Below are 14,282 nucleotides of genomic sequence, written 5' to 3'. Positions count from 1 at the left end.
ATATGAAAAATATAGTTGTAATATTTGTGCTTTTTACCGGCCTGCAACTTTTTGCCCAAACTGATAACGGCTGGGATGATTGGCAAAAAACCAGTTGTTACAGTAAAATATCCTACAGGCTTAAAGATATGGGTAAGCGCGGCGAGCAGCATGTATGGAACGTTCAGTTTATGAGCGACTATGCCGAGATCATTTCCTTCAACTACAACATTACCGATAAGCTACAGCAATATAACATAACTACGCACAGGAAAGTGCTCAATCCGAAAGAGTTAAGCAACGATGTTGAGGTGTTTACAGAAGACGAAAACATATACCTGGTGGTAGATAAGGTAAGCCTTTCGCCTTACCCTGAATCGTTTGTAGAATGCGACTAATACATAAGCCCAGATTTGGGCTTTTTTTATGTCATAAGAATACCTTTACTAATTTGGATTGTTAACATAAATATTTATATTTTTACAACAATCTAAATTTTAGATGCATGAAAATTGTAAAATATATATTTCTACTGCTTTTGCTGGCTGCTATTGCCATCACGGTTTTTATTGCCACGCAGGAGGGTAAATATAATATTAAGGAAGAAAAAGTAATAAATGTGCCTAAAGGCATATTATACAACTATATAAACGATTACAGGAACTGGGAAAACCTTGGCGTGCTTACCAATGCCGATACTACAGCCCAGTATACCTACTCTCAAAATACCGCCGGTAATGGCGCTGCCATGTCATGGATTAAAAACGGAGCTAAGGGCAGTATACAAACTTTAAATGCAGTGGCTCCCGATTCTATCAGGCAAAAGAGCATTGTAAACGACCTGGATTCTCAAATTGTATGGCATTTTAAAGATACTACAGGAGGCACAAAAGTAAGTGTGAGCGTGCAGGGACATCAAACGTTTACCGAGAAAGCGTATTCACTTATTAATGGTAACACTAATAAGGGAGTAAAATCTTCGTTGGCAAACGGGCTTGAAAACCTTAATGTATTTCTTGTAAAAGAGCTTAAAACATTTAATGTAGCCGTTAAAGGCGTTGTTTATAAAAAGAGTACGTTTTACCTGGGGCATTCGGCTACCGGGCCAATGGCTGATATTAATAAACAAGCCAGTACTGTGTTTAACAGGCTGCTTGCATTTACTAAAGAAAACAAGATAAGTGTTACGGGTGAGCCATTTATTGTTTACAAATCAATGAACAGCGAGCAAAAAACAGCATCATATACATATTGCATACCAATAAAAGACGAGATATTTACTGCGGCGGGTAGTGAGTACGAAGGTGGTAAACTACTTGCTTTCAACGCCCTTAAAACAAGCCTGAAAGGCGACTACTCGCATCTGCCAAAAGCATGGAATGCTGCATACAAACATATAACTGATAATGTACTTCAGGAAAATACATCAGGGCAATATGTAGAGGTATATTCTAAAAATATAGTTCAAAGCCGTAGGCCCTCAACCTGGGTGACCGATTTGTATGTACCTATAGGCGCACCGCAAATTTTACCGGAACAGCCCGAAGTGCTAAATCCGTACATAGCGCCACGCCCATCGGGCCAGGCAGGCTACACAACACCGCGAGCAACTGCAAGGCCGGCTACCGCCACTACACCTGCTAACAGGCCTGCAACTGCTACAGGAACAAGCACTGCTAAACCTACGGGAACAGCAGCGCCATCAACTGCTAAGCCGGCTACACAAAAGCCTGCCGGTACAGGTACAGTTAAATCGGGTACAGGTAGTGCTAAACCCGCTACAACATCAGGAACCACTAAGCCTACTACTGCAAAACCCGCAGCAGCCAAGCCTGCCACACCTAAGCCGGCAACCACACCACCTGCAAACGTAGAAACATTAGAATTGAATTAGTGATTTTTCATGAATATTGATTCTTTGGTTGATTGATTAAATTTTAAATCAATCCTATCTTTGGTTTTTATCTTAAAAGGGTATATAAAAAGCAAAAAAATACCCGGCGGGAGGATCCGGGCATTTTCATTCAATCTAAACTAAACTCAAAATAAATATTTAAGGCCTTAAAAATCATACTTTTTCTCCATACTATAGCGGAGCAATTCGCTTTTGCCCTGTAGGTTAAGTTTTTTAAGTATGTTCTTGCGGTGGGTGTCAACAGTTGTTTTACCTATAAAAAGTACATCGGCAATTTCCTGCGAAGTTTTGCCTTCGCCTACCAGCTTAACAATTTCTTTTTCGCGTTTACTCAGCGGAACATCATTCTCATTATTTTTATGGTGCTGCTTTTTTAGCGAATCATCAAAATAGGTTTCGCCTGTCATTACGCCCCTTATAGCCGAGAGTACTGTTTTAAGCGATGCATTTTTCATGATATAGCCCGATGCTCCTGCTTCCTGCATTTGCACGGCAGCCTCATCCTGTTCAAACATACTAAAAGCAAGTATTTTGCAATACGGGAATTCTTTTTTTAGCAGGCGTGCAGCCGTTATACCATCTATTTTAGGCATACGGATATCAGTGAGTATCACGTCAGGTTGTTTAGAGCGTACAATTTCTATAAGCCGTTCACCATCGTTCGCCTCGCCTACAACGGTAATATCATTTTCATATTCCAGGAATATCTTAATACCGTCTATAAGCGACTGGTGGTCTTCTGCAATTACAACTTTTATCATACCGGTAAATCTATTATAATGGTTGTGCCCTTACCGGGTGTGGCATCTATGGTAAAGGTGCCGCCCAATTGGGTAACTTTTTTTCGTATTGATGTAAGCCCCATGCCATCGGCACCGCTAAGTGTTTTTTGGTCAAAACCTACGCCATTATCTTCTATAATAATATTAATATTATCGTCGTGGTGGGTAAGATGTATGGTAGCTTCGGTTGCATGCGAGTGCTTAATAATATTTGTAGCAAGCTCCTGTACCACCCTAAAAATAGAGATCTCAATAGTATTATCTAACCTGTCTTTAAAGCCGAAGGGTATTACCTGAAGGCTTAGCTTACCAGGAATAGAAATCTTTTCGGCCAGTTTAGTAATGGCCGGAATTAATCCCTCGCTTGCAAATACCCCTGCATTTTTTGCATGGGCAATGCGGCGGACTTTTTGGTAAGCTTCCTCTATAAGCTCATCGGTACGGTCGTAAAGTTTATTTTCTTCGTTCCTTAGCTCATCTTTACGAAGCCTTAGGTTTTCAAAATTTAGCTTTAAGGTTGCAAGCATGCTGCCCAGGTTATCATGCAGGTCGTTAGCAATGCGCTGGCGCTCTTTTTCCTGGCCTTCCAGCATTATGTCTATACTGCTAAGTTCGTAATCTTTAAGGGCTTTATCAAACTTTTGCTGCTCTATTAATTTATCCTGCTCAGATATTTTTTCCCTTTTCCGGGCATTTTTTACAATTAAAAACCCCACAAAAACAGCAATAATGAGCAACGCTACAAACGAGTATATTAAGATGGCCTGCACTTTAAGGTTGTTTTTTAAAACGGTATTTTCAAGGTCCTTCTCGGTAGTTTCATATTTGGTTTGTATCTCGTTTAACGCAATGTTTTGTTGGGTAATATTAATGCTGTCAGTTATCTTTTTGGTTAAAGAGAGGTATTTATAAGCATTTTTATAATCATGCAGCGCTTCGTAATTTGCTGTCATGAGGTCGCTGTTTAAAAAATTAATTTTCATTATCGGGTCAACCGGTAATTTTTCTGCATAATTTAAAATATCAATAGATTTCTGATACTGCCCTTTACGAAAATAAGCTGCAGCCTGATTAGAATAGTTATAATACAGCGCTAAAGGCTCATTCCTATTTTTTAATTCAGGCAGGTTTTTGTTTAAATAATATAGAGCCGAATCCGGCATATCTAAATTCTCGCTATACAGCACCGCTATATTATTACTTATATTAGTCTCCTCTAATTTATCCTTTACTTTTTTATGAATAGCGAGTGCTTTTTTATAATATTTAATAGCAGTACTTATCTCTTCATTTTCAAAGTTAACCATTGCCAGGTGGCTGTAACACCTGGCGTTGAATTTAATATCTTTAGAAGTCTGTACATAGGCCAGTACTTCATCATCATATTTTTTATGTGTATTAAGGTTTTGATCCTGAGATGCAAGTAAAGAACTAATGCTCATACTCATGTTAATAGAGCTTTGCATACTATCAATTGCTATATATTCTTGCTTTGCACGTATGTAATTATCCAGCGCTGCTTCCATCTTATTTACATTTTCCAGACATTTAGCAGATAAATACAAATAAAAGGCGTGATCAGCTCCTTTAAATTCCTCTTCTTTGAGAGCATTAATTTTTGAACAGGTTGCTGCGCTGCCGTTAGTTTCCCTATAGCCTTTCTTTATTTCAAGTAGTTTGGGCGAGTATTGGCAAAATGCATTACTTGAAAATAATAAAAAGCCTAATAATACTCTTATAGATAGCGGCATTGTATGGATGATATTCTTAATTGTTATTAGCCTTAATATTTTAAAGGGAGCTAGGATATAATTTCCCGTATTTGGATTTATTAGGCCCACCGTAATTGCCTTTGTTTGCTATAGATGCATCGTTTACATTATTTTCCTGGCCTGGTATACACCTGTTAATTACCGGAGCCTTGCAGTAGGCGGCATCTTTTGCATATTGTTCGTTACAAGTGTCATCGTGCATTACAACTACATAAACTATTTTAGTATAATCCAACGGTGTGCAATTGCTGTCTACACTAATAAGATTTGTAGCGCTAATATTAAATTCTATTTCTACGCCGGGGTCTTCTGTACAACCACTTAAATCTGGGTTTGGGCCATTAACTATCTTCATAAACAAAAGCACCGTGTTAGGATATTTTTTGCAAGACATATTATAAATTTTATCAGTAATAAATTCATATTGGCCTGTAGTTATTACCGGTAAATATACCCGGTAGTCTACCTGATAAGTATGTTGGTCATAAGTTCCTGTTCCGCTGTAAATTACATTTAGCATAATTGTGTTTGTACTATAGTAGGTTGTTTGCAAAATTGCGGAACTTAAATTAAAAAAAAATCCCCATTAATGGGGATTTTTCGTAGACTATATTTAAGAAAATTTTAAGAAATATTTTTCGTGAGTATCTTTACCACAAATAGCATTGCTATAAAGGTTAAAAAGGCAAGTAATATCCAGTAGCTGCCTTTGTAATACTTTTTGTGCAGCGGTAAATCTTTACGGTAAACATATATCATGGCAATGGTAAAAATTACTATAAAAAATCCTGCAAAGTATAATTGGCCCTGGCTAAACATGTTGAAATATTTTTTGCAAAGCTACAATATTGCAGGCGTATTTTTGGCTACTTTTAGCCCATAAATTTGTAATTATCATGAAAAATCAATTGGATGCTGTTAGGCAATTTCATAGTTCTTTTGGACTGGGCATTAGTGACGTACCTAAAGCAGATCTTGGCGAAGCTGTAAACCTACTGCGCTACAACCTTATGAAGGAAGAGAATGAAGAATACCTTGGGGCGGTACAAAATAACGACCTTGTAGAAGTTGCCGATGCCTTGGGTGATATGCTGTATATTTTATGCGGAACGATTATTGAACACGGCCTGCAATATAAGATAGAGGAGGTTTTTGCCGAGATACAACGCAGCAATATGAGCAAACTTGGCGAAAACGGCCTGCCACTTTACCGTGAAGACGGCAAGGTTATGAAAGGCCCTAACTATTTTAAGCCTGATTTTACAGAAATACTTAAATAGTTTTCAGTCTATGCGTAAATAAAAGTCCCAGTTTCAGTAGCCAGTAAAACTGAAAACTAAAATCGGGACTTATCTATTAGTAGGTTTCTATCTGTAAACTGAGACTGAGACTGAAAACTGTTAAATTTTCACCGTCCACCCAAAAGTATCTTCGGCAAGTTTGTGCTGTATATTAGTAAGCTTGTCTTTAATTTGTAACGCAATAGGGTTTTCCTGCTTAGGTAGTTCGTAATAAGTATCCTGGTAAGCAAAGCCAACAATAGGGTTAATTACAGCGGCTGTACCTGCGCCAAAAATCTCTTTTAACGATCCATCATTAGCGGCTGTAAGCAGTTCTTCTACTAACACAGAGCGAACTTCAAGCTTGATGTTATCGCGCTTAACAAGTTCTAAAATACTTTTACGGGTTACACCATCAAGTATCCTTTCGCTTGTGGGAGCTGTGTATAAAGTATCATTAATTTTAAAGAATACGTTCATGGTACCGGCTTCTTCCAGTTTGGTATGGGTGGCATCATCCGTCCAGATAACCTGCTGGTAGCCTTGTTCGTTTGCAAGTCGGGTAGGGTAAAACTGAGCCGAATAGTTACCTGCGGCTTTAGCAGCCCCAATACCACCATTGGCAGCGCGGCTGTAATGCTCTGCAATGAGTACTTTAACTTCGCCCTGGTAGTACGATTTTGCCGGCGACATAATGATCATAAAACGGTACTGTGCCGATGGCGATGCAATAACACCATGACCGGTAGCTATCATAAAAGGGCGAAGGTATAAAGAGTTGCCTTTACCTTTCTTAACCCACTCTTTATCAAGGTTTATAAGCTGCTTAAGGCCTTCCATAAAAATATGTTCAGGAACCTCAGGCATAGCAAGCCTTACGGCCGATTTATTAAAACGATCCAAATTTTGGTCGGGTCTGAACAGCCAAATAGCATCCTGCTCATCTTTGTAGGCTTTCATACCTTCAAAAATGGCCTGGCCGTAATGAAACACCCTCGATGAAGGATCCATAGGCATGGGCGCATAAGGCGTAATAACCGGTGTTCCCCATTGGCCATCCGTAAAATCGCAGTACAGCATATGATCGGTAAAAACGTTGCCAAAGGCAAGGTTTTCAAAATCAACAGAGGCTATCTTAGATGTTTCGGCTTTTGTAACGGAAAAGGTGTCAGTTGGGTTTTGGCTCATTCTAATTGTGTAGTATTAAAAGTTAGTCGTGTTATTGCAAATTTAATAAAAAATCATCTTTAAGGGGCTTTTAAAATTGGAAATGTGGAAATTAAAAAAGTAAATAACTGAATTAAAGTGGTATAAATAATAAAGATGGCAGGCAGAGTTTAAAAGATTCTGCATAAATTTGTCACATTAATTTTAATTTTCGTTACAAAATGAAAAAATCGCTGATGATAGCAGCGGCATTGCTAACCCTTGCTGCCTGCCAGAAAAAAGAAACCGAAGTTAAAACTGAAAACACCGTAATTGAAGGCCAGGCCGATACTACAAGTGTTGATACCGATGCAGTTAGCGATGCACATGTTCCTGCTGCCGAACCATCTGCCGCTGAGCCTGTTGCTGCCGAGCCTAAAACAGCTGCCACAAAAGCCCCTACTATTGAAGTACAGGCTGCTAAAGAAATAAAAACCGCTTATGCATCGTTTGGAGATAAGATACTTGCCGATAACGCATTAAGCAAAGAGGCGATGCTTAAAAAATACAATACATTAAAATCTGGCGACACGGTAAACGTTAAGTTTAAAACCAAAATTAAAGACGTTTGCAAAAAGAAAGGCTGCTGGATGGCACTGCAATTGCCGGGCGAAAAAGAATCGTTCGTTAAATTTAAAGACTACGCGTTTTTTGTTCCGCTTAATGCAAGTGGGCAGGATGCTGTGGTTAGCGGTAAGGCTTTTGTAAGCGAGGTAAGCGTCGCACAGCTTAGGCACTATGCTAAAGATGGCGGCAAGAGCGAAGCTGAAATTGCAAAAATTACTGAGCCTGAAATTACCTATGGCTTTTTAGCCGATGGGGTTCTTATAAGCAAATAATGAAGCAAATTTTCATAGTTATCATTGCGGCATTGCTTGCCCTCACCGCCTGTACTAAAAAAGAGGCTGAAGTTAAGCCTGAGGCTGCTGTTAAGGTAGATTCTGCCAAGTGTGCCAAGCCTGCGGGGAAAGAGTTTGAGATGTATGAAATGAGCGAAATGGCCGCGCTTATGGAGCAAATGTATGTAGATAATTTACGTTTAAAAGAGCGCATTACAAAAGGCGATACCATAGGCACATTCCCACAGCATATATTAAAGATACACTCCAGCGCCATGACCGATGAAAGCGAGAATGATGCGTTTTTTAAACTTCAGGCGGCTAAATTTATTAAGGCACAGGAGCAAATTTATAACGACCCTAAAAATGCCAAACAACATTTTAATGATGCCGTTACTGCCTGTGTAAAATGCCACCAGGGCAAATGCGATGGCCCAATACCGCGCATTAAAAAATTATACATTAAGTAATAATGGAAGAAATTGGGTATGCTATTGTGGAAGTGATTGCTAAGTTTATCTTTAGTATTCCCGGGGCTTGTATACGCTGGCTATTTTCCGAGGAAAAGCAGGACACTTAAATCAATACTATTTGACTACGAAGACTATTACATCAATTTTTTTGTTTCAATCGTAGTAATAGCTGCAATAGTAGTTACTGTATTCCTAATAAAACGCCACCAATAATTTAATCAATTCATATTAAAAAAATCAGACTAATGAAAAATTTACTCGGCCTTTTAAGCATTCTTCTTATTGTTAGCTGCCAGTTTAACGGTACTAATTATAATGAGGAATCTGCTAAAGCAGAAGGGCAGGCCGTTACAGATGTGCTATATGATGATATTTATAAAAAAGACTTTACGCATGCCGAAACTCTTTTTAGCGACCAGTTTTTAAAGATAACTCCTAAAGAAGAGCTTCAAAAGATGTTTAATACATTAAGTGAGAAATTAGGTGCGTATAAATCCAGCAGGCTTGTTAACTGGCAAACAACAAATACGGTGGGTACCAATGCATCATCTACGTATGTGTTTGATTTTGAAGTTGATTATGATAAATATAAAGCTAACGAGAAAGTAACGCTTACTAAAGAAAATGGCGTAGTTAAAATATTGGGTTACCATGTTAACTCTGAAGCATTTTTAAACTAAGCAATTTTGAAAAGAGAGATCATTACTACCGAAGACGGATCGGTTACCATATACCTGCCGGAAATGCAGGAAACGTACCACTCTAAATTTGGCGCTATACAAGAGGCATATCACGTATTTATAAAAAATGGGCTGGACTTGGTTAAAGACCGGCCTATTTCTGTTTTAGAAATTGGCTTTGGCACCGGGCTTAATGCGTTTATTACTTTTTTAGAGGCAGCGGGCAGAAATCAGCAAATTCATTACACTACTGTGGAGGCCTACCCGGTTTCGGCTGAAGAAGCTACTCAACTAAATTACGTAAGCCAGCTTAATGCCTCGCAACATACGGATGTTTTCGCACAAATGCACAACAGCGCCTGGGGTATTGATGTTAAACTTTCCGATTCGTTTACGTTAAATAAACACCAACAGCGTTTTGAAGAGGTAAATGATGTTGATAAGTATGACCTTATTTATTTTGATGCTTTTGGCTACCCATCGCAGCCTGATTTGTGGAGTGAGGCAATTTTTAATGCTATGTATGCCGCGCTGAAAACCAATGGCATATTAGTAACATATGCGTGCAGAACAGTTATTAAAAAAGCCATGCAGCAAGCGGGCTTTACCACTAAAAAACTTGCCGGCCCACCCGGTAAACGCGAAATGTTAAGGGCTTGCAAAATATAATATTTTGTTAATTTATTGTTATATTCTAAATTTAAGGCAATAAATTATATTTAATATAACGTTGTAGTTGATAATAAAAGTTTACATTTACATATTATTTCTTATCACCTAACAATATAATTATAATATAAAAATGCCTGCATCTATGTTTGGTTACACTAAAACAGTGTTAGAAAATGTGAGTTTCGATCCGACACTTTTTTGCAAGGAGGTAGAAAAAGCCATAAAAATGCTACTGCCGTATGAGTTAGAGCAACTCGTAGACTGGCTTTATAAATTTACAAAGAGTAAGCCTGAATTGCAAGCTTGTTTATCGTATGTAGAATAACAAAAAAGAGGAGCCCGTCGGCTCCTCTTTTTGTATGTATAATTTACATAAATTATTTTCTTTGCAAAGGGCTGGTAATATCCACATTTTGAAAAGCTATTGCACCCCTTACCACACCGGCTATTGTGCTCCTTAAAGCCTCTATAATATGCAGTTTTAGTTCCTTTTTAGAGTAGATAAGGCTAACCTCGCGCGATGGCCTTGGCTCTTTAAAATGGCGTAATTTCTCGGCGTGCTTGCCAGTCATATCAAGTGTGTGCAGGTAAGGCAGCAGGGTCATCCCTAACCCTTCATCGGCAAGGCGAATCATGGTTTCAAAACTACCGCTTTCAATCTGGAAATGACTGTCAGAGGGTAACGATGTTGCTTTGCAGATATTAAGAACGTTGTTCCTAAAGCAGTGCCCGTCCTGTAAAAGGAGTATATTACTCAGGTTAATTTCCAAGTCGGCTACATCAAACTCTTTTTTCTTGTACGACGGATTATTCTCCGGCACGTAAGCCACAAAAGGCTCAAAGTACAATACAATTTCTTTTATGGTTTCCTCATTAAGAGGGGTAGCGGCAATAGCAGCATCCAGCTGGCCGTTTTTAAGCATCCTGATGATTTCTTCGGTAGTGCGCTCCTCTATAATAAGGTTAACCTTAGGGTATTTATTTATAAAATTGCTCATAAACATAGGCAGTAGGGTAGGCATAATGGTGGGTATAATACCTATTTTAAAATCGCCACCTATGTAGCCCTTTTGCTGGTCTACAATATCTTTAATACGGCCGCTCTCATTAACGATGTTCTTTGCCTGTGTTACAATCTTCTGGCCTACATCGGTAAGCTGGATGGGTTTTTTGCCACGGTCAAAAATTTGTATACCAAGTTCTTCTTCAAGCTTTTGTATTTGCATGCTCAGCGTAGGCTGTGTTACAAAGCATTTATCTGCGGCAAGGGTAAAGTTTTTATGTTCGGCCACTGCCAAAACGTAATGCAGTTGGGTAATTGTCATATATAGATATTTATGATAAAATTATAAAAATGATTGATATTACCTATCGTTTTTATAATTAAATTTACTTAAATTTATAGATGTAAAAACCTACAATAAATTAATACATAAAACACCATGAAAGCACAAGAAGAAGCATTAAATATACTTGGCCTGCCGGTTAAAGAGGCAGAAGTTATAGCAGCAGAACTAAATATACTATTATCTAATTTTCAGGTGTATTACCAAAACCTTCGCGGGATACACTGGAACATCCGCGGAAAGCGTTTTTTTCAGCTTCATGTTAAGTTTGAAGAACTTTATACAGATGCGCAGGAGAAGATTGACTTGGTAGCCGAAAGGGTACTTACACTGGGTGGCACTCCTTTGCATACTTTTGAAGATTATATTGCCAACAACAAACTTAAGGTAGGTAAAAATATCTCTAAAGATACCGATGCTGTACACCTTATAATTACATCGCTGGCCGATTTACTTGCTATAGAAAGGGTAATTCTTGATGAGACTGCCAAAATTAATGATGAAGGAACCAACGCCATGATGAGCGACTTTATTAAAGAGCAGGAAAAAACCATCTGGATGATGAAAGCCTGGAGCGAGGAAGAAATATAATACTTATTTAAAATACGTATAAATAATTTCGTTATCTTCGCGATGATGAAAGCATGCGTAAACATAGTAGTATTCTTATTTTTTATCTTTTTGGCAGCCCCTACTATCGTGAGCTTGCTACAGGATGAAGATACCGATGTATCTACCGTTTACAGCATTACCGAAGAAGAAATACAAAAAGAGATTAAGGAGGTAAAAGCCGGGCCGCAATTTATTTTTGAGCTTGTAGCTTTAGTTCCTGTTATAGAAAAATCTGCACTTATACAATCTAAATATCTCCTGAAGCATAGTAATGTTTCAGGAGATATTTTTTTACCCCCACCCGAAGTAGTATAATACCCTGCAATGCCCACAACGGGCCAACTTTAAAGCCTTGCCGGTTTTAAAGTAAAACATGTGTATTATATTTTCTTTTAGGTTATGACAAAAAAAACTGGTTTTTTAGATAGCCTCAAGGCCGATTTTCCATCGGGGCTTGTGGTGTTTTTAGTGGCTTTGCCACTGTGTTTAGGTATTGCCTTAGCATCGGGCGCGCCGCCGCTTTCGGGCATTATTGCAGGTGTAATAGGTGGTATAGTTGTGGGTTCGCTCAGCAACTCTAACATTAGTGTTTCCGGCCCAGCTGCCGGGCTTACGGCCATTGTGCTAACGGCAATAGGCACTTTTGGTTCGTTTCAATTATTCCTGCTAAGTGTATTTCTTGCAGGAGCTATGCAGCTGATACTGGGCTTTATAAAAGCAGGCAGTATATCCAATTACTTTCCGTCTAACGTTATAGAAGGCATGCTTGCCGGTATAGGTGTAATTATTATCCTGAACCAGATAGAACACGCCGTAGGCTATGATAAGGACTATGAGGGTGACGAAACCCTTTTTCACCTTGATGGGGGCAACCCGTTTAGTGATGTACCCGAAATTTTAGCCCGCATTCAACCCGGCGCATTAGTGATTGCATTACTATCGCTGGCCATACTGATATGCTGGGACAAAATAGGCGTTTTAAAAAGGCTTAAACTTGTACCGGGTGCATTGGTAGCCGTTATTACAGGGATTGTTTTAAACGAGGTATTTACACGCACCGGCAGCGTTTTAAAGTTAGAAGCAAGCCATTTGGTTACGCTTCCGGTTCCGCAGTCGTTAGCCGAATTAAAAGGAATCATTGTTACACCAGACTTTACAGGATTTGCCAATCCGCAGGTTTGGATAACAGCAGCCACCATTACTGTTGTGGCCTCCATAGAGACACTTTTATGTATTGAAGCATCTGACAGGATGGACGTTCAGAAACGTTATACCAATACCAACCGTGAACTTAAAGCACAGGGGATAGGTAATATGCTGAGCGCGCTTATTGGTGGGCTCCCTATGACATCGGTAGTGGTGCGGTCATCGGCCAATGCCAATGCGGGTGCAAAAACTAAGGCATCGGCTATTATACATGGTGTATTGCTGCTTATTTGTGTGCTGGCTATACCGGTTATATTAAACAAAATACCACTTGCCACGTTAGCTGCCGTATTGCTTATGGTGGGTTATAAACTGGCAAGCCCTGCCAAGCTGATGCATTTTTGGCACAAAGGCAAATACCAGTTTATTCCGTTTATTGCTACCCTGGTAGCGGTAGTGGCAACCGACCTTCTTAAAGGCGTGGCACTGGGCATGGTAATAAGCGTGATATTTATACTTAGAGGTAACCTTAAAAGAGCTTATAACTTTAAGAAAGAAGAATATAACGAAGGCGATATTATTCACATTGCATTGGCGCAGGAGGTATCGTTCCTTAATAAAGCAGCAATAAAAGCTACGCTAAATGATATCCCGGACGGATCGGTGGTAGTGATAGATGCCAGCGATACCGTTTATATTGCGCATGATGTACTGGATCTTATTCAGGAATTTAGGGATGTTAAGGCTTTAGAGCAAAACATTACCGTTACGCTTATGGGCTTTAAAGATGCCTATGAACTCCAGAATACAGGAGTGGGCAACTCTAACGTGTTTGTAGAACATGTTTCAAAAAAAAAACTACAGGAAGAGAAACTAAATAGCTAATACATATCTGCAAAAGCAGAATTTACACACACGAAAAATGAACCACGGACACGACGAATTTTATAAAAAGATATTAGATAACAACAAAATATGGTCGGAAACTAAAATTAATACCGATCCGGAATATTTTCAAAAGCTGGCCAGCGGACAGGCACCCCCGTTATTATGGATAGGCTGTTCTGATAGCCGCGTACCGGCTAACGAAGTTATAGGCGCAGCACCGGGAGAGGTTTTTGTACACCGCAACATTGCGAACATGGTAGTGCACAGCGATATGAACATGCTTAGCGTACTGGATTATGCCGTTAACGTGCTTAAAGTTAAACACGTAATTGTATGCGGCCATTATGGCTGTGGTGGCGTTAAGGCCGCTATGGGCAGCTCATCTATTGGTATTATAGATAACTGGATAAGGCACATTAAAGATGTTTACAGGCACAACCACCAGTACCTTAACTCTATAATAGACGATCACGCACGATTTAATGCCTTTGTAGAGATAAATGTAAAAGAGCAGGTGCATCATCTTGCTAAAACATCTATTGTACAGGGTGCATGGCGCGATGGGCAGGAACTTTGCCTGCACGGATGGGTATACGGACTTAACGACGGTATTGTAAAAGATCTTGGCGTTAACCTTTGCGATAACTCTGACCTTGATACGGTTGACCGAATATTATTTTAAGAAACGATAG

Annotated in this window: 18 protein-coding genes; 12 read left to right on the top strand and 6 right to left on the bottom strand. The window is 39.2% G+C overall.

Annotation, left to right across the window (positions count from 1 at the left end; translation table 11 throughout):
• Nucleotides 1–2: 2 nt before the first annotated feature.
• The gene (locus tag FMM05_RS15435; protein ID WP_143374297.1) at nucleotides 3–377 is read left to right on the top strand and encodes a hypothetical protein; all 375 of its coding nucleotides are present in this window, start codon (nucleotides 3–5) and stop codon (nucleotides 375–377) included.
• 107 nt (nucleotides 378–484) lie between these two features.
• Nucleotides 485–1,873, top strand: coding sequence for a GyrI-like domain-containing protein (locus FMM05_RS15430; RefSeq protein WP_143374296.1), 1,389 nt, complete (start codon nucleotides 485–487; stop codon nucleotides 1,871–1,873).
• 167 nt (nucleotides 1,874–2,040) lie between these two features.
• On the opposite strand, the gene FMM05_RS15425 is transcribed toward FMM05_RS15430, so the two are convergent.
• The 4 genes from FMM05_RS15425 to FMM05_RS15410 all read right to left on the bottom strand — a co-directional run bounded on the left by FMM05_RS15425 (nucleotide 2,041) and on the right by FMM05_RS15410 (nucleotide 5,267).
• A complete protein-coding gene (locus tag FMM05_RS15425) occupies nucleotides 2,041–2,655 on the bottom strand; it encodes a response regulator (protein ID WP_143374295.1) in 615 nt (204 codons plus the stop codon).
• Entirely contained in the window at nucleotides 2,652–4,202 is a 1,551-nt protein-coding gene (locus FMM05_RS15420) for a tetratricopeptide repeat-containing sensor histidine kinase (protein ID WP_185965605.1), read from the bottom strand. Before FMM05_RS15420 ends, FMM05_RS15425 begins: the two co-directional genes overlap by 4 nt.
• Before the next feature lie 265 nt (nucleotides 4,203–4,467).
• Nucleotides 4,468–4,968 (bottom strand): hypothetical protein, encoded by a 501-nt coding sequence (locus tag FMM05_RS15415; RefSeq protein ID WP_143374293.1) that lies wholly within the window; start codon nucleotides 4,966–4,968, stop codon nucleotides 4,468–4,470.
• Between the two features lie 104 nt (nucleotides 4,969–5,072).
• Complete coding sequence (locus tag FMM05_RS15410; RefSeq protein ID WP_143374292.1) at nucleotides 5,073–5,267, bottom strand: hypothetical protein; 195 nt, start codon at nucleotides 5,265–5,267, stop codon at nucleotides 5,073–5,075.
• A 77-nt stretch (nucleotides 5,268–5,344) separates the two neighbouring features.
• Between FMM05_RS15410 and FMM05_RS15405 the strand changes: the two genes are divergently transcribed.
• Entirely contained in the window at nucleotides 5,345–5,728 is a 384-nt protein-coding gene (locus FMM05_RS15405) for a pyrophosphohydrolase domain-containing protein (RefSeq protein ID WP_143374291.1), read from the top strand.
• A 120-nt stretch (nucleotides 5,729–5,848) separates the two neighbouring features.
• Here the strand turns inward: FMM05_RS15405 and FMM05_RS15400 are convergent, their stop codons facing one another.
• On the bottom strand, nucleotides 5,849–6,916 hold the full coding sequence (locus FMM05_RS15400; RefSeq protein WP_143374290.1) for a branched-chain amino acid aminotransferase: 1,068 nt from the start codon (nucleotides 6,914–6,916) through the stop codon (nucleotides 5,849–5,851).
• 200 nt (nucleotides 6,917–7,116) lie between these two features.
• Between FMM05_RS15400 and FMM05_RS21190 the strand changes: the two genes are divergently transcribed.
• The 5 genes from FMM05_RS21190 (at nucleotide 7,117) to FMM05_RS21185 (ending at nucleotide 9,923) form a co-directional block, all read left to right on the top strand.
• Nucleotides 7,117–7,773, top strand: coding sequence for a DUF4920 domain-containing protein (locus tag FMM05_RS21190; RefSeq protein ID WP_235894420.1), 657 nt, complete (start codon nucleotides 7,117–7,119; stop codon nucleotides 7,771–7,773).
• Nucleotides 7,773–8,243 (top strand): hypothetical protein, encoded by a 471-nt coding sequence (locus tag FMM05_RS15390; protein WP_143374289.1) that lies wholly within the window; start codon nucleotides 7,773–7,775, stop codon nucleotides 8,241–8,243. Before FMM05_RS21190 ends, FMM05_RS15390 begins: the two co-directional genes overlap by 1 nt.
• Nucleotides 8,244–8,491: 248 nt before the next feature.
• Complete coding sequence (locus FMM05_RS15385; RefSeq protein ID WP_143374288.1) at nucleotides 8,492–8,926, top strand: hypothetical protein; 435 nt, start codon at nucleotides 8,492–8,494, stop codon at nucleotides 8,924–8,926.
• A 6-nt stretch (nucleotides 8,927–8,932) separates the two neighbouring features.
• Nucleotides 8,933–9,595: a tRNA (5-methylaminomethyl-2-thiouridine)(34)-methyltransferase MnmD gene (gene mnmD / locus FMM05_RS15380; protein WP_143374287.1), complete on the top strand. Its 663-nt coding sequence runs from the start codon at nucleotides 8,933–8,935 to the stop codon at nucleotides 9,593–9,595.
• Between the two features lie 133 nt (nucleotides 9,596–9,728).
• Entirely contained in the window at nucleotides 9,729–9,923 is a 195-nt protein-coding gene (locus FMM05_RS21185; RefSeq protein ID WP_143374286.1) for a hypothetical protein, read from the top strand.
• A 52-nt stretch (nucleotides 9,924–9,975) separates the two neighbouring features.
• Here the strand turns inward: FMM05_RS21185 and FMM05_RS15370 are convergent, their stop codons facing one another.
• The gene (locus FMM05_RS15370) at nucleotides 9,976–10,923 is read right to left on the bottom strand and encodes a LysR substrate-binding domain-containing protein (protein WP_143374285.1); all 948 of its coding nucleotides are present in this window, start codon (nucleotides 10,921–10,923) and stop codon (nucleotides 9,976–9,978) included.
• A 117-nt stretch (nucleotides 10,924–11,040) separates the two neighbouring features.
• On the opposite strand from FMM05_RS15370, the gene FMM05_RS15365 reads away from it, so the two are divergent.
• The 4 genes from FMM05_RS15365 (at nucleotide 11,041) to can (ending at nucleotide 14,272) form a co-directional block, all read left to right on the top strand.
• Nucleotides 11,041–11,535 carry a Dps family protein gene (locus tag FMM05_RS15365; protein ID WP_143374284.1) on the top strand — a complete coding sequence of 165 codons (495 nt, stop codon included), beginning with the start codon at nucleotides 11,041–11,043 and terminating at the stop codon, nucleotides 11,533–11,535.
• 42 nt (nucleotides 11,536–11,577) lie between these two features.
• Nucleotides 11,578–11,871, top strand: a complete 294-nt coding sequence (locus tag FMM05_RS15360; RefSeq protein WP_185965604.1) for a hypothetical protein — start codon at nucleotides 11,578–11,580, stop codon at nucleotides 11,869–11,871.
• An 84-nt stretch (nucleotides 11,872–11,955) separates the two neighbouring features.
• The gene (locus FMM05_RS15355) at nucleotides 11,956–13,587 is read left to right on the top strand and encodes a SulP family inorganic anion transporter (protein ID WP_143374282.1); all 1,632 of its coding nucleotides are present in this window, start codon (nucleotides 11,956–11,958) and stop codon (nucleotides 13,585–13,587) included.
• 37 nt (nucleotides 13,588–13,624) lie between these two features.
• Nucleotides 13,625–14,272, top strand: a complete 648-nt coding sequence (gene can / locus FMM05_RS15350; RefSeq protein ID WP_143374281.1) for a carbonate dehydratase — start codon at nucleotides 13,625–13,627, stop codon at nucleotides 14,270–14,272.
• Nucleotides 14,273–14,282 lie beyond the last annotated feature (10 nt).

Origin of the sequence: Flavobacterium zepuense, assembly GCF_007097145.1 — a bacterium.
In the GTDB taxonomy this organism is placed as follows: domain Bacteria; phylum Bacteroidota; class Bacteroidia; order Flavobacteriales; family Flavobacteriaceae; genus Flavobacterium; species Flavobacterium zepuense.
Note: the sequence above shows the minus strand (reverse complement) of the source record. Positions and strands in the feature narration are given on the sequence as shown.

Bases quoted from the DNA above. Each gene is read 5' to 3' on its own strand.
- FMM05_RS15435 (WP_143374297.1), top strand. From the start codon at position 3: ATGAAAAATATAGTTGTAATATTTGTGCTTTTTACCGGCCTGCAACTT.
- FMM05_RS15430 (WP_143374296.1), top strand. From the start codon at position 485: ATGAAAATTGTAAAATATATATTTCTACTGCTTTTGCTGGCTGCTATT.
- FMM05_RS15425 (WP_143374295.1), bottom strand. From the start codon at position 2,655: ATGATAAAAGTTGTAATTGCAGAAGACCACCAGTCGCTTATAGACGGT.
- FMM05_RS15420 (WP_185965605.1), bottom strand. From the start codon at position 4,202: ATGGAAGCAGCGCTGGATAATTACATACGTGCAAAGCAAGAATATATA.
- FMM05_RS15415 (WP_143374293.1), bottom strand. From the start codon at position 4,968: ATGCTAAATGTAATTTACAGCGGAACAGGAACTTATGACCAACATACT.
- FMM05_RS15410 (WP_143374292.1), bottom strand. From the start codon at position 5,267: ATGTTTAGCCAGGGCCAATTATACTTTGCAGGATTTTTTATAGTAATT.
- FMM05_RS15405 (WP_143374291.1), top strand. From the start codon at position 5,345: ATGAAAAATCAATTGGATGCTGTTAGGCAATTTCATAGTTCTTTTGGA.
- FMM05_RS15400 (WP_143374290.1), bottom strand. From the start codon at position 6,916: ATGAGCCAAAACCCAACTGACACCTTTTCCGTTACAAAAGCCGAAACA.
- FMM05_RS21190 (WP_235894420.1), top strand. From the start codon at position 7,117: ATGAAAAAATCGCTGATGATAGCAGCGGCATTGCTAACCCTTGCTGCC.
- FMM05_RS15390 (WP_143374289.1), top strand. From the start codon at position 7,773: ATGAAGCAAATTTTCATAGTTATCATTGCGGCATTGCTTGCCCTCACC.
- FMM05_RS15385 (WP_143374288.1), top strand. From the start codon at position 8,492: ATGAAAAATTTACTCGGCCTTTTAAGCATTCTTCTTATTGTTAGCTGC.
- FMM05_RS21185 (WP_143374286.1), top strand. From the start codon at position 9,729: ATGCCTGCATCTATGTTTGGTTACACTAAAACAGTGTTAGAAAATGTG.
- FMM05_RS15370 (WP_143374285.1), bottom strand. From the start codon at position 10,923: ATGACAATTACCCAACTGCATTACGTTTTGGCAGTGGCCGAACATAAA.
- FMM05_RS15365 (WP_143374284.1), top strand. From the start codon at position 11,041: ATGAAAGCACAAGAAGAAGCATTAAATATACTTGGCCTGCCGGTTAAA.
- FMM05_RS15360 (WP_185965604.1), top strand. From the start codon at position 11,578: ATGATGAAAGCATGCGTAAACATAGTAGTATTCTTATTTTTTATCTTT.
- FMM05_RS15355 (WP_143374282.1), top strand. From the start codon at position 11,956: ATGACAAAAAAAACTGGTTTTTTAGATAGCCTCAAGGCCGATTTTCCA.
- can (WP_143374281.1), top strand. From the start codon at position 13,625: ATGAACCACGGACACGACGAATTTTATAAAAAGATATTAGATAACAAC.